Annotated in this window: 11 protein-coding genes and 1 pseudogene; 10 read left to right on the forward strand and 2 right to left on the reverse strand. The window is 49.8% G+C overall.

From position 1 onward, the window contains the following. Both IQ268_RS30780 and IQ268_RS30785 read right to left on the reverse strand, forming a co-directional pair. Positions 1 to 861 (reverse strand): choice-of-anchor A family protein (locus tag IQ268_RS30780; RefSeq protein ID WP_193887089.1); only part of this gene is annotated, 861 nt, incomplete at its 3' end. A 518-nt stretch (positions 862 to 1,379) separates the two neighbouring features. Beyond that, positions 1,380 to 1,865: a hypothetical protein gene (locus tag IQ268_RS30785; protein WP_193887091.1), complete on the reverse strand. Its 486-nt coding sequence runs from the start codon at positions 1,863 to 1,865 to the stop codon at positions 1,380 to 1,382. Between the two features lie 363 nt (positions 1,866 to 2,228). Between IQ268_RS30785 and IQ268_RS30790 the strand changes: the two genes are divergently transcribed. The 10 genes and pseudogenes from IQ268_RS30790 to IQ268_RS30840 all read left to right on the forward strand — a co-directional run bounded on the left by IQ268_RS30790 (position 2,229) and on the right by IQ268_RS30840 (position 13,692). Further along, positions 2,229 to 4,613, forward strand: coding sequence for a phosphoketolase (locus IQ268_RS30790; protein WP_193887093.1), 2,385 nt, complete (start codon positions 2,229 to 2,231; stop codon positions 4,611 to 4,613). An 83-nt stretch (positions 4,614 to 4,696) separates the two neighbouring features. Continuing rightward, complete coding sequence (locus IQ268_RS30795) at positions 4,697 to 5,875, forward strand: transaldolase (RefSeq protein ID WP_193887095.1); 1,179 nt, start codon at positions 4,697 to 4,699, stop codon at positions 5,873 to 5,875. Positions 5,876 to 5,990: 115 nt separating this feature from the next. Beyond that, positions 5,991 to 6,629, forward strand: a complete 639-nt coding sequence (locus tag IQ268_RS30800) for a histidine phosphatase family protein (protein ID WP_193887097.1) — start codon at positions 5,991 to 5,993, stop codon at positions 6,627 to 6,629. A gap of 531 nt (positions 6,630 to 7,160) precedes the next feature. Further along, the gene (locus tag IQ268_RS30805; RefSeq protein ID WP_193887099.1) at positions 7,161 to 8,753 is read left to right on the forward strand and encodes a protein kinase; all 1,593 of its coding nucleotides are present in this window, start codon (positions 7,161 to 7,163) and stop codon (positions 8,751 to 8,753) included. 73 nt (positions 8,754 to 8,826) lie between these two features. Then, on the forward strand, positions 8,827 to 9,189 hold the full coding sequence (locus tag IQ268_RS30810; protein WP_193887101.1) for a hypothetical protein: 363 nt from the start codon (positions 8,827 to 8,829) through the stop codon (positions 9,187 to 9,189). 490 nt (positions 9,190 to 9,679) lie between these two features. Beyond that, positions 9,680 to 10,168 carry a L,D-transpeptidase gene (locus IQ268_RS30815; RefSeq protein ID WP_193887103.1) on the forward strand — a complete coding sequence of 163 codons (489 nt, stop codon included), beginning with the start codon at positions 9,680 to 9,682 and terminating at the stop codon, positions 10,166 to 10,168. 499 nt (positions 10,169 to 10,667) lie between these two features. Next, positions 10,668 to 11,573 carry a glycine zipper domain-containing protein gene (locus tag IQ268_RS30820; RefSeq protein ID WP_193887105.1) on the forward strand — a complete coding sequence of 302 codons (906 nt, stop codon included), beginning with the start codon at positions 10,668 to 10,670 and terminating at the stop codon, positions 11,571 to 11,573. 157 nt (positions 11,574 to 11,730) lie between these two features. Beyond that, entirely contained in the window at positions 11,731 to 12,441 is a 711-nt protein-coding gene (locus IQ268_RS30825; protein WP_193887107.1) for an IS6 family transposase, read from the forward strand. Positions 12,442 to 12,593: 152 nt separating this feature from the next. Beyond that, a pseudogene (locus tag IQ268_RS33650) lies at positions 12,594 to 12,883 on the forward strand (DDE-type integrase/transposase/recombinase). Between the two features lie 314 nt (positions 12,884 to 13,197). Beyond that, the gene (locus tag IQ268_RS30840; RefSeq protein WP_193887113.1) at positions 13,198 to 13,692 is read left to right on the forward strand and encodes an ATP-binding protein; all 495 of its coding nucleotides are present in this window, start codon (positions 13,198 to 13,200) and stop codon (positions 13,690 to 13,692) included. Positions 13,693 to 13,991 lie beyond the last annotated feature (299 nt).

The raw sequence follows: 13,991 nt of genomic DNA on the forward strand, positions 1-13,991 counted from the left end.
GGGTGTGGGTGCACTAGGAATATTTCCTTGAAACTTAGAATGGTGGAATTCACCGTTCCCAGATACCGAATTGGCAATCAGCGTTCCCTCTAAATTGCCGTTGTTAAAGTTGTAATGGGCTTTGGTCGCCAGCACACTACCAGAAAACGAAAAACCAGATGTGGTTAATTGAGTTGCATCTAGAAAATTAAACAGTATGTTGCTCTTGTCGATTCCGTTCAAGTTCAGGCCAAAATTACTGATGCTAACTTTGTCGCCCAGCACGTTGAATAAAACCGTTGAACCCTTAGCAATGCCGCTGAGATTTAAGTAGCTCGTGTTAGAGAACTGGCTTCCGTCAATTGTAAAGATGTTGAGTTCAGCATTGTTCCCTTGAAGGTGAATACCACCCCACTTGTATTCGGTTGTGCCGGTTGCACTCAACCCACCTAGATGAGTCGATAGCGAGGTTAGCTCCTGTTTCACTGTGCTAAAGTCGATGGGGTTGCCTTTGGACACTCCACAGTTGGGAGAACAATTGAAATAGACGGGCGTGTTAGTCGTTCCACCAACAACAGCGTTTCCGCCAAAGATTTGACCGCCGTTGTAGGTTAAATTTCCTCCCACTACTAAGCGGTTATCAGTTCCAGTGGAATTGGAGAGGCGATCGCCAATTCCAAAGTTGGTAAAGGTCGCATTTCCACCGACGGCAACTCGACCCTCCGCATCAGACCGTTGGTTCATGTCGCCAAACACAAATACGTTGTAGTCAGACGCAACTCCAAACGAAGCAGCGCTAGCCACCGTTGAAACACTAAAAGCCGTAACAGTTGCAAGCGGTAAAGCAATCCAATTAATTGTTAAAGCAGATTTGGGCAGCATAAGTTCCTGTCATTTTTCATACTCAGCTTAACGACGTGCCTATCAAGCAAGAATAAAATTGCTTCTAATTTTCACTGAAGATTTAGCGCCTGAATGCGTTGAAGCTAGGTAATTTCAACTAAAACATGGCTCTATGTATAAGACCTTAGAGGATGTTTAAAAAGTGCTGAACGTCACTCGAACAGCCCCCTAAATCCCCCAAGATGGGGGACTTCCGAGCCGATTCTCGTTCAAAGTCCCCCATCTTGGGGGATTTAGGGGGCGAGTGCAGGACATTTGCTACTTTTCAAACATCCTCTTAAATCAGCAGTGAATTGCCGAGACCATCATTGCTTAGTACAAATACGTACAGCAATTTATATTTTGAAACACATAATATTACGCAAATGCAGTCGAGCCGAATAGAAAATTGGCTCGACTGCATTGACTTGCCGCAAACGCAAACCCCAGGTTGAGGGAGTTAGAGGGTGAATGCAGCACACTTGCTACGTTTCAAATCACCTCATGAAATCGTTCGATTAACTCTTCGTAAACAGGAAGACAAAGGAACTGTTCACAATTTGTCCAGACATAGTAGTGCCACCTGAACCGATGGTTCCTGTTAGCACGATAGGTTGATTGCCGTTGAATCCTTCCAGTGCCAGCGTGATTGCGTTGCCTTGCTTGCTGGCATTGAGGCTTCCCTGTTGCAGGACACCTGCTTGCCCGTGCAGTTGCCAATTGCCCTGATAGCCAGAACCACTGGCGGTAATTTGCAGCGTTAAATGGGTGAGGACATCGTCTCCACTGGAGTGGATGTTGCCTTGCCAGTTGCCGCTCAGCGAGATGGGAGCCGTGAGCCGCAGTGGTCGGAGTGGTTCAACGGCAGGCGCAACAATGGTGCGATCGCTACGTCCTTGACGAACCACTTGCGCCTCTGCCTGGGGAGAAACCGTGAAGGTTAACGCACCGCTGAGGGTGCTAACAATCATGGTCAGAGCGATCGTTTGTTTGGAGAAATACATGGATGTCGTCCTCATTAAGGCTTGAAGGGATGGAGTGCAGGACGGTTAATTTGTCCTACGTTCTTTAGTAGGGAGGACAGATAACGTTTATGCACTAGCCAGCATCGATCGCCACAACAAGTTTGAAGGGATCAAGCTTGCAGGGATCGAGCCTTCCACCAGACAGAGCCAACCCAGAGCATCGGATGTTGCTCAAACAACTTCACCCAAGCTCTTTCTGTTCAGCGTTGTTAGCGGACAGAAAGCTAAAAAATAAACGTGGATAACAAAGCTGAACCGTAAGAGGGATTAAATTTCAAGAGTCGGTTCCTATAACCGAGGGACAGTTTGCTCAACAGACGTTTTGGAAGAGACAAGCTAAATATGGTAAAAGCAACTCTGGAAAAAACAAACCAGCCGCTCAGCGGAGACGAGCTGAATAAGATGGATGCCTACTGGCGGGCAGCAAACTATCTTTCCGTTGGACAAATCTATTTGTATGCCAATCCGCTGTTACAAGAGCCGCTAACCCTGGAGCATATCAAACCCAGACTGCTGGGTCACTGGGGCACCACACCAGGCTTAAATTTCATTTACCTGCATCTGAATCGCATTATCAAAGCCCATGACCTTGACATGATTTACATCGCAGGGCCAGGGCACGGTGGGCCAGGTTTGGTGGCTAATACCTACTTAGAAGGAAGCTACAGCGAGTTTTATCCCAACATTAGTCAAGACACAGAAGGGATGCGCCAACTGTTTAAGCAGTTTTCGTTCCCTGGCGGCATTCCCAGCCACGTTGCACCCGAAACACCTGGTTCCATTCATGAGGGAGGAGAACTGGGATACGCGATCGCCCATGCCTATGGTGCTGCATTCGACAACCCTAACCTGATTGTGGCCTGCGTCGTTGGGGATGGTGAAGCCGAGACAGGCGCACTGGCTGCTAGCTGGCATTCCAATAAGTTTCTAAACCCTGCCCATGATGGCATTGTGCTGCCGATTTTGCACCTCAACGGCTATAAGATTGCAAACCCAACCGTACTGGCACGGTTGAGCCATGAAGAACTTGAAAGCCTGTTCATTGGCTATGGATACAAGCCTTATTTTGTGGAAGGGTCTGATCCAGCAACCATGCATCAGTTGATGGCTACGACGCTCGATCAGGTAACGAAAGAGATTCAGGCGATTCAACACGATGCCCGAACACATGGGTTTACGAAGCGGCCTCAGTATCCCATGATCATTTTACGGAGTCCTAAAGGGTGGACGGGGCCAAAAGATGTAGACGGCAAGAAGACAGAGGGGTTTTGGCGATCGCACCAGGTACCCTTTGCCGATACAGCAAACAATCCAGCCCATGTGAAACTACTGGAAAGCTGGATGAAGAGTTACAAGCCAGAAGAACTCTTTGACCAAAACGGAACGCTGATCCCCGAACTGGCCGAACTGGCACCAACGGGCGATCGCCGCATGGGAGCAAACCCTCACGCCAATGGGGGACTGCTGCTCAAAGATTTGAAACTGCCCGATTTTCGTGAGTATGCCATTGATGTGAGCAAACCCGGCACCACGTTTATGGAATCTACCCGCATTATGGGAACCTTCCTGCGGGACGTGTTCAAACTCAACGAAAAAACGCGTAACTTCCGGGTGTTTGGCCCCGATGAAACGGCTTCTAACCGACTGAACGCTGTATTTGAAGCGACCGAGCGCGTTTGGGCGGCTGACATGTTGCCGGAGGATGAAGGGCTTTCCCGTGATGGTCGAGTCATGGAAGTGCTAAGTGAGCACATGTGTCAGGGGTGGCTGGAGGGCTACTTGCTCACCGGGCGACATGGCATCTTTTCGTGCTATGAAGCGTTCATCCACATTGTGGATTCAATGTTCAATCAGCACGCGAAATGGCTGAAAACAACCAACCATATTCCCTGGCGACGACCGATCGCCTCACTCACGTATTTGCTTACCTCTCATGTCTGGCGGCAAGACCACAATGGATTCTCGCACCAAGATCCTGGCTTTATTGACCATGTTGTGAACAAAAAAGCTGAAATTATTCGCGTGTATTTGCCTCCCGATGCCAATACCTTGTTGTCGGTCACCGATCACTGTTTGCGGAGCCGTCAATATGTCAATGTAATTGTGGCTGGGAAACAGCCCGCCTTGCAGTATCTCGACATGGACTCGGCAATTAAGCACTGTACCAAAGGCATTGGTATTTGGGATTGGGCTAGCAATGATCAGGGCGTTGAACCCGATGTGGTGATGGTGTGTGCAGGAGACATTCCAACTCTAGAAACCCTGGCGGCTGTGGATATTTTGCGGCAACACCTGCCTGATTTGAAGGTGCGTGTGGTTAATGTGGTCGATTTAATGAAGTTGCAGCCCGAAACCGAGCATCCGCACGGTTTGTCGGACAAGGACTTTGACAGTATTTTTACTACCAATAAGCCTGTCATCTTTGCCTATCACGGCTATCCCTGGTTGATTCATCGGCTCACCTACCGCCGCACCAATCACCACAATTTGCATGTGCGTGGCTACAAGGAAGAAGGCACGACCACCACGCCGTTTGATATGGTGGTCATGAATCAGCTAGACCGTTTCAACTTGGCCGATGACGTGATCGATCGCGTCCCCCATTTGAAAAACTCTGCCGCCCACCTGAAAGAGATGCTGCACGATAAGCTCATCGAACACAAGCAGTATGTCGCCAAATATGGCGATGACCTGCCTGAAATTAAAGGTTGGCACTGGTCGTATTAACCTCTTTTGGCGAGGAAGAGTCGTTGTTTGCAGCGCTCTTCCTCTGTCCATCCACCATCCCCCACTTCACTGAGGAGCCATCCATGACCAAAACGTTGTTAGAGCAACTGCGCGAGATGACTGTTGTTGTTGCCGATACAGGTGACATTCATGCGATCGAAAAATTTACCCCTCGCGATGCGACTACTAACCCGTCGCTGATCACCACGGCGGCGCAGATGCCAGAATATCAAGAAATTGTGGATGAAACGCTAAAAAAAGCCAAAGCTGATGCGGGATCTGGAGCCAGCAGTCAGTCGATTGTCACCTTAGCGTTTGAGCGGTTGGCTGTCGCGTTTGGTCTACGAATTTTGCAGATTATTCCCGGTCGTGTCTCTACCGAAGTCGATGCGCGGTTGTCCTATGACACAGAAGGAACTCTTGCTAAAGCGCACGGGTTGATTGAGCAATACGAAGCGGCAGGCGTGTCGCGCGATCGAATTTTAATTAAAATTGCCTCGACCTGGGAAGGGATCAAAGCCGCCGAGATTTTGGAAAAAGAAGGGATTCACTGCAACCTGACTCTACTGTTTGGGCTGCATCAGGCGATCGCCTGTGCCGAAGCCGGGATCACACTGATTTCTCCATTTGTGGGGCGCATCTTAGACTGGTACAAACAGGAAACCGGGCGCGATAGCTATCCTGCGGCAGAAGATCCAGGCGTGCTGTCTGTGACCAAGATTTACAACTATTACAAGAAGTTTGGCTACGAAACGGAGGTGATGGGTGCCAGCTTCCGTAACGTGGGTGAAATTATTGAACTGGCGGGATGCGACCTCCTAACCATTTCCCCAGCATTGCTGGCAGAGCTGCAATCCACTACAGACGAGTTGCCACGCAAGCTGGACCCGGCAAAGGCCACCGATGCCACCCTGGAAAAAATCTCGATCGATAAAGCGACTTTCGATCGGATGCACGCAGACGATCGCATGGCTTCTCAAAAACTGGAAGAGGGCATCCAGGGCTTCACTAAAGCATTGATTGCGTTAGAGAAACTGCTAGAAAAGCGCCTGGCGCATCTGGATGGCTCGGCTGTATTAAGTAGTGCCGCAGAAAACTTCTTCAGGGCATACGACCTCGATGGAGACGGCTTCATCACCCGCGAAGAGTGGACGGGGTCAGATGCGGTGTTTGACGCACTGGATTCGAACAAAGACGGTAAGATCACGCCAGAAGAGATGGGTGCTGGCATTGGAGCCGCATTTCATTTAGTTGAAGCGTAGATAGTGCGGTAGAGAGAGGGAGGAGAAATCGCTTCCAATTGTGGCTGGAGTGAATAGTTCTATCTCCCTTTCCCATCGTCGTAAGTGACTGAACAAACAACCCAACGGTAACTCAATGAGCTTAACTCTCTACCTATTGCGCCACGGCGAAACGGAGTATAGCCGCACTGGAGGCTACTGTGGCGATCTTGATCCAGAACTGACAGCAGACGGGATGCAGATGGCAGAGGCATTTGGCGCGACCTACCGCCAGTTGCCGTGGGCAGCGGTTTACGTTAGCCCTATGAAACGGACGATCGCTACTGCTAAGCCGTTGTGCGATGCCATTGGGCTGGATATGCAGCTTAGAGAAGGCTTAAAAGAAATTCGTTACGGCGAGTGGGAGGGGAAAACCAACGAATTTGTGAAACAGCATCACGCTGATGATTATATGCGGTGGCTAACAGAACCCGCCTGGAACCCGCCGACGGGAGGTGAAACCGCTGTGCAGATTGCCAGTCGGGCTTCATTAGTCATTGCCGAAATTGAAGAAAAATATACCGAGGGCAATGTTCTGGTGGTGTCTCACAAAGCAACCATTCGGATTATTTTGTGCAACTTGCTTGGGATTGATCTGGGACGCTATCGCGATCGTCTCAACGCCTTAGCAGGCTCCGTCAGTATCGTCAAATTCGACGTGCATGGGCCATTGTTAGAAATCTTGGGCGATCGAGCTTACATGGGCGAGCAGTTGCGAAATCTGCCCGGTACCTGATGGGCTGGCAGAGTATAAAATAATACAACTTCTTTACGGGGTCGCACCAGCCGCGTCTTGACGAACCGTTGCCACCTCATTAACCACAAGATAGGGTTAGCGCTACAGTTGGATAGGTTGCCGAATTTAGATGGAGCGATCGCTGCTAAAGGCACGTTAATTGCCCTGGTATTATATTTGTTCAGAGGTTGCAAATGTTACCTGGCCTGGTTTTTGCCTCCCATGACAGTCTTTAAGCAAGCGGCTACTGAGCAGGGGGTGTGCTTCAAGTGATCGGTTGCATGTCAAGCGTTTGTAAAGCTCGTCTCAGCAAATTGTAAAGGCAATCTACCTGCAACTCTGCTCTTTCGCTAAACACGTTAAACTTATGAGTTGAACGTTGCTATCGTGCATACCTCTCCTATTCCCGGTGCCCCAACTTTGCAAAAGCCAGGAAGGGGCGGTCAATAACCCGTTTAGTCGCAAATTAATCTCAGAACCAGTATCGATATTCTCCAATAGCTATAAATTTCTTCAAATGATGAAAACGGCATGGGATTGGATCTTTCGAAGCTATTTCGACTAGATTTGGGTAAGCCTTTAGGTGGACGCTACAAAATAATCGAACAACTGGGGGCAGGCGGATTTAGTCAAACCTTTTTAGCAGATGACCTGCATTTGCCAGGCCATCCGCGCTGTGTCGTTAAACAGCTCAAGCCTCAGGTTAGCGACACGGCCATTTTGCAAACGGCCAGACGGTTATTTGACACCGAAGCGCAAGTTCTTTACAAACTTGGAAACCACGACCAAATTCCGCATTTATTTGCTCACTTCGAAGACAATCGCGAATTCTACCTGGTTCTAGAACTGGTTGAAGGCAATGCACTAACGCAAGAACTGTTTCCCGGACGACCGTGGCCAGAAGCCAGCGTGGTTTCTCTTTTGCAGGATGTTTTGGTGGCGTTGGCGTTTGTCCATCAGCAAAATGTGATTCACCGAGACATTAAGCCCTCGAACCTGATCCGTCGCCAGCGCGATGCCAAAATCGTGCTAATTGACTTTGGTGCAGTGAAGCAAACTACGGCTCAAATTGCCAATCCTGACACAGGGCCAACCATTACCATTTCGATTGGCACCCAGGGTTATATGCCCAACGAACAGTTAGCAGGCAATCCGCGCTTCAACAGCGATATTTTTGCTTTGGGTATGATTGCAATTCAGGCGCTAACCGGAATTCATCCCAGAGACATCCATCCCGACCCCCATACTGGCGAACTGGACTGGCATGGCTACGTTAAGCAGATCAATCCCGATCTGGTGGCTATTTTGGATCGGATGGTGCGATACCACTTCAAAGATCGCTACCAAACAGCAGATGAGGCGCTCGGTGCCATCAGTGATTTGCTGGCAAAGCATCCCGATTTGGCGAAGATAGTTGAGACGGCAACTCGGCTACATGAGGCAGAAGCAGAAGCAGAGGCACAGACAACCGAGCCAGAAACCTATCAAACGATCACGAGTCTCGAATCTAATTACATTCCAGAAACTATCTCCAGTTCCTCAACGGGATGGGGTTCGTCGTTTAGCTCAGGCAGGCGATCGAGACTATGGCAGTTAATTGCTGGCGTTGGCACAATTACCGTTGCTGCGATCGCCACCCTGCCCAGCATCATCAACACCGTTTCGCAGTCGGTTGCTGTGCCCTCGACTGTGCCCTCGACCGTGCTATCATCCCCCTGCGCCAATGCTGCCATCGATCCACTGCTAACCCAAACGCCAGATTACGAATATCCGAACGGCACAAAGTACTATGGCTCGCTGCAAAACGGGTTGCCCTCAACTGGCAACGTCACAATGCTGTTTCCCAACGGCAACCGCTACGACGGTTCTCTGGTGAACGGCAAGCGCACAGGGTGTGGAACGCTGAGTTTTGCAAACGGCAGACGCTACACCGGAGAGTTTAGCGATGACAAGTTTAGCGGTCAGGGAATCTGGACTTTAGAAAATGGCGATCGCTATGTCGGTGAATTCAAGGATAATAGGTGCCATGGTGAAGGAACATTCATCTTTGCAGATGGAACATCTAAACATGGACGCTGGCAAGATGGCAGCCTGATCGGCGAAAATCTATCTTGCGATCGATGACGTTAATGGTGTTCCGTTTTCAAATCATTGAATTGACTTCACTATCATTCATAGTCAAGGAGGAGTGATTTAAATGGATAGAAACATATCCAAGTTCTTAAGATTGTCGCTGCCAGCGGCAGTCTTAGCCGCGATCGTAGGAGTTGCTGTTAGCTCTTTCCGAAGCATTGCTCAAGATGCTCCCGACCCGACTCCCACCGTAACGCCCACGCCAGCCCCGACGCTGACACCCGGCCCTACGCCTAGCCCCACGGTGACTCCAACTCCCGCTCCGACACTCACACCGACCCCGACTCCCACCGTAACGCCTACACCAGCCCCAACGTTAACCCCTAGACCTACGCCTAGCCCCACGGTGACCCCAACTCCTGCTCCGACTCCCACTCCAGTCCCAACCAGGACTCCAGCGCCAACCAGCCCTCCGGCACTGTGGTAAACGGTTCCTGTGGCACAGCACGAGGGCGACGTCGCTAGATCGCTATTGCCTGAATCGCTGTGCTGAAGCAAGCAACAGTAAAGGGTGCTTCTGATTTCTTATAGGTGTTGCAAAAGCGTGTGGCTTCAGATCACTCCGTTTTTGCAACACCGCTTTTACGATGGGATACTCCCCCTAACGTCGGGGAACTTTATAGATATCTCAGACAGCATTTCAGCCAACCTTAGAGGGTAGGGCATCTATCTGGGTCTATTTCAAGGGCTATCTGCCGGATGCTACACCTCTACAGGAGACCGTTAATGCGTTTCAAACCGCCTCTTAGGGTGACATTGAACATTTTGCTCGTTTAAAACGTCTACAGTTCAGTTCAGTGAGGACAACGATTAGCGTGACTGTGCGGAATTCCCTACGGATTTGCTTAGGTTCAGCCCTTCTGTTAGTCTCGGTTCAGTGGCAAGCAGCAGCCCAAACCGCTTCTAGGGGAACGGCTATGAGCCAAACCTCTAACGTTCAGGTTAGCGTTCTTGCCCCTCAGCCAGCCGCGTTAGAACTGCCGCCAATTCAGCCCATCCTGCCTGATGTTCCGGCTGAAGAAATCCGGTTGGTTCTGAAACTAAGAGAACGTCGCGTGTATGTCTATCGAGGAGATCATGTTCAGTCCAGCTATCCGGTTGCGGTAGGGCGATCGGGCTGGGAAACGCCCACCGGTAGCTTTGAAGTCATGGGCATGTTACAAAACCCTGGTTGGACAAATCCTTTCACCGGGGAAGTCGTTGAGCCAGGGCCAGAAAACCCGTTAGGAGAACGTTGGATTGCCTTTTGGACCGATGGTAGAAACTACATTGGGTTCCATGGCACCCCCAACCGCGAATCGGTTGGACGGGCAGCATCTCATGGATGCGTTCGTATGTACAACGAACACATTCGCGAGTTGTACAGCATGGTTCAAGTTGGAACAACAGTCACCGTTCAGCAGTAAGAGGTTGGTTGATAGGTGCTGTGTCACTGGAACAGCCCTCTAAATTCCCCAAGTTCAGGAGACTTTGAAATAGTGAGGAATTTAGGGGGCGATGCAGTACTGTGTGTCGCCAATTCCCTCTCTGCGGCTGTTAGCTACAGCGGCGACGTTCTTGATGTCAAGCACCAATTAATCACATCTTGCACCTGACGATCGGCAACTGATATCCTCATCTGGCAATTTTTGCTCCAGCAGCTATTAAAAAAACTTATTAACTTGGTGCATTTACCGCTTAGTCAACCTTTTCTCGCCTCAAACCTTTTCAGATAACGGTTTAATGCCTTAAGTTGAGTTGAGATGGGTGTTGCCTCTTAAATCTATCGTCGGATTTAACAAAACCTATCACTGTTGACCTATAAGGATTTTAAGAATCTCCCTCTTCAGAGGAGGTAAGTTTTTTTGAACCTCGGTAGACTTGTAAGTAATAAGAGAAATTTATCTACTGCAAGGGATTCTGTTTATGACTGGAATAACCAACAACCCATATCCTTCAGATCGATCCGAGGAAATTATTGATCTGACTCCCCAGGCTATTGATCGTTCATCTGCGATCGAGAAGCCCGAAGAGAACACTGCACCCGATCAAAGTAATGCCCACACGGTTGCCAAAGCTGTTGGCGCGGCTGGAGGTAGTGTCGTTGGCGCAGCTATCGGTCGTATGGTCGGTGGCAAAGTAGGGGCTGCGATCGGAGCCGTGGGCGGAGCCGTAGCGGGTGCTGCTGTGGGCAATCAAGCGGCTGAAGGGATCGATTACCGAGTCGAGAACGCCGTGGATTCAGTTAAAGAAGCGGCCGATGGTGTGACTCATCAGGTTGGAGAAGCGCTCGACTTGGTTAAAGAAAAGGTCAGTGAAACCGATGTCCGAGGCTTAACTGAGTCCGTTAAGCACAAGGTTGAAGAAGCCGATGTGCGAGGCGTTAGCCAATCGGTTCAACAAAAAATCAATGAAGCGGATGTGCGGGGCGTTACAGGCTCGGTGCAGCGCAAGATTGACGAAGCGGATGTGCGAGGTGTTACAGGCTCGGTGCAACGCAAGATTGACGAAGCGGATGTGCGGGGCGTTACAGGCTCGGTGCAGCGCAAGATTGACGAAGCCGACGTTCGCGGTGTAACGGATTCAGTGAAAGGAACCGTTGACGATGTTAGACCAGCGATCGCCGATACGGTTAATCGCACGTCTAGAGATGCTCAGGCGATCGCTGACAGCGCTACGGCCTCAGCCAAAAACACCCTTGAAGGCAACTCAGCAGGATACAGCGCTGAGCCTTCAATGGGTCAAGCAACGGTGAAGCGGACAACTGAACCAGCCAACCAGAGCGATTCTGAGTTAGAGCAGAGGTTGCATGAAAAGCGAGGGCTGTCGTAATCAAGCTCTTGTAATGCTCTAAGTTACAGCAGTTCTCAATTGAGTAAGCCACAGTCTCGCCAAGATGGGTGGGGGGTGTAAGGTTTAATGCGGGTTGTGTCGCAAAAACTAGCGGATGGCAAGGTAAGCAAGACAAGCCTTTCCTCCCTCCCCTGTAATGTCCACTCCTTCTCCCTTCAAATGGCGGCACTTTTTGCCTGAAATCATCTTGCTGAACGTGCGGTGGTATTGTCGTTATTCCTTGAGCTATCGAGACTTGGAGGAGATGATGCAGGAGCGCGGAGTCGCCGTGAATCATTCGACAATCAATCGGTGGGTTTTGAAATTCGCGCCAGAAATAGACAAACGCATTCGTCCATTTCTGAATCCGACGAATGACTCGTGGAGAGTGGACGAAACGTACATCGAAGTGAAAAGCGAGTGGAAATATCTCTATCGTGCTGTGGATTCTGAGGGCAATACGTTGGACTTCATGCTCAGTGCGAAGCGGGATGGAAAGGCGGCAGCGCGGTTTTTCCGCAAGGTGTTGGGAGCGAAGCACACTCAAACGTCATGGGTGACTACCGTGGATAAAAACGCGGCTTATCCAGCGGCAATGGACGAATTGAAGCAAGAGAAGACGTTGGAAGCCGAGACCGAATTACGACAGAGCAAATATTCGAACAACATGATCGAGCAAGACCATCGAAACGTGAAGCGCGTTGTGAAACCGATGATGGGATTTCAATTGTTTAACAGTGCAAGGAGAACGTTGCGCGGAATAGAAGCAATGGCGATGATTCGCAAAGGACAAGTGAAAGGAATTAGTCAAGGGGATAGTGTATCTCAAGCAAAATTTATCAATGAACTCTTTGGAGTGATTGCTTAAAGCAACGCGAACGAGGCCCCTTCGTTTGTCACTTTAGGATCTTTGCGACACAACCGAAGTACGCGCCAGAACTCGACAAACGCATTCGACCTCACCTGAAGCCAACAAACGACTCGTGGCGGGTGGACGAAACTTACATCAAAGTCAAGGGCGTGTGGAAGTACCTGTACCGAGCAGTCGATTCCCAAGGCAATACCCTTGACTTCATGTTGAGTGCGACGCGAGATGGCAAGGCAGCGGCACGCTTCTTCGCAAAGTACTCAAAGCACAGCACATTGTGGCTCCACGAGTGATTAACGTGGACAAGAATGCGGCTTGCCCAGTGGCAATGGAAACCCTGCAAGGAGATGAGACGGTCGCAGAAGAGACCCGGTTACGGCAGAGCAAGTATTTGAATAACGTCATTGAGCAAGACCATTTAATAGCGCCAGAAGCACGTTGAGCGGAATTGAGGCAATGAAGATGATCTGTAACGGGCAAGTGAAAGGAATCAAACAAGGGGATAGTGTCTCTCAAGCCCGGTTTATTGAAGCAATCTTTGGAGTTGTTGCCTAAGGAAATGCAGACGATACCGATCGTTTGCCCTTAACGAGTTCTTGCGACACAACCAGAATATAGATAGTGGCGTGATTTTGCACTGGGATAGTAGAGTAAAATAGCTCGCACTGCATCGGTGCGGGCGGAATGGAGGGCAACCTCAAGGTTACATGTTACTCGCCGTCCACAACTTTACCGTTAGACCGAGGAGTATGAGAGATGAAGCAGCGAGGAAAGCTCTTCTTCTTTTGCGGAAAGATGGCAGCCGGAAAATCGACTCTTGCAAGGGACATAGCACGACGAGATGATGCAATTTTGGTTGTGCAAGACGAATTTTTGGTCAAGTTATTTCCGGGTGAAATTGTAGACATCCCTAGCTTTGTCAAGTATTCATCACGGTTGCAAGATGCTCTTGCACCGCACATCTGCTCACTGCTCTCAAAGGGCATGTTGGTTGTACTCGACTTTCCCGGCAACACAAGAAGGCAGCGTATCTGGTTCCGAGAACTATTTGAACGCACAAATGCCGATCATGAGTTGCACTATGTCGATGTCACTGACGAGTTGTGCAGGCGTCAATTGCGAGAACGAAATAGGGAAATGGCTGAAGGCTCAGCTTTCACAAGCGATGCCGAATTTGATGCCATTACGCAGTACTTTCAAGCACCATCAGATGATGAAAACTTCAACATCATTCATCATCAGCGAGCCTGACATAGCTTCTAAGCCGAGCGGAATCACGTCACATAAAGAAACGGCGTTGTTGAATGGCACTATGATTTTGCTACATTTCATTAAAATTTCTCCGAGAAACCCTGATCGCCTATGCGCCGGGGAGGGATAGGAGCGGCGATTGAGCCGGGTTCAACTTGCGGTCTGCTCAGAAACAGGAGTTTGAACTGCAAGCCCGTCCTTTTTACAGAAGTTCTCAATCGAGTCAGCCAAAGTCTCGCCAAGATGGGGGTGGGGTGTAGGGTTTGAGGCGTGGTTAGTTGAAAAACATATTCAGCAAC

The organism is Oculatella sp. LEGE 06141 (assembly GCF_015207605.1).
Lineage (GTDB): Bacteria > Cyanobacteriota > Cyanobacteriia > Elainellales > Elainellaceae > Oculatella.

What these genes read in the sequence shown, in the direction of transcription:
- IQ268_RS30785 (WP_193887091.1), bottom strand. Translation starts at nt 1,865, where the DNA reads ATGTATTTCTCCAAACAAACGATCGCTCTGACCATGATTGTTAGCACC.
- IQ268_RS30790 (WP_193887093.1), top strand. Translation starts at nt 2,229, where the DNA reads ATGGTAAAAGCAACTCTGGAAAAAACAAACCAGCCGCTCAGCGGAGAC.
- IQ268_RS30795 (WP_193887095.1), top strand. Translation starts at nt 4,697, where the DNA reads ATGACCAAAACGTTGTTAGAGCAACTGCGCGAGATGACTGTTGTTGTT.
- IQ268_RS30800 (WP_193887097.1), top strand. Translation starts at nt 5,991, where the DNA reads ATGAGCTTAACTCTCTACCTATTGCGCCACGGCGAAACGGAGTATAGC.
- IQ268_RS30805 (WP_193887099.1), top strand. Translation starts at nt 7,161, where the DNA reads ATGGGATTGGATCTTTCGAAGCTATTTCGACTAGATTTGGGTAAGCCT.
- IQ268_RS30810 (WP_193887101.1), top strand. Translation starts at nt 8,827, where the DNA reads ATGGATAGAAACATATCCAAGTTCTTAAGATTGTCGCTGCCAGCGGCA.
- IQ268_RS30815 (WP_193887103.1), top strand. Translation starts at nt 9,680, where the DNA reads ATGAGCCAAACCTCTAACGTTCAGGTTAGCGTTCTTGCCCCTCAGCCA.
- IQ268_RS30820 (WP_193887105.1), top strand. Translation starts at nt 10,668, where the DNA reads ATGACTGGAATAACCAACAACCCATATCCTTCAGATCGATCCGAGGAA.
- IQ268_RS30825 (WP_193887107.1), top strand. Translation starts at nt 11,731, where the DNA reads ATGTCCACTCCTTCTCCCTTCAAATGGCGGCACTTTTTGCCTGAAATC.
- IQ268_RS30840 (WP_193887113.1), top strand. Translation starts at nt 13,198, where the DNA reads ATGAAGCAGCGAGGAAAGCTCTTCTTCTTTTGCGGAAAGATGGCAGCC.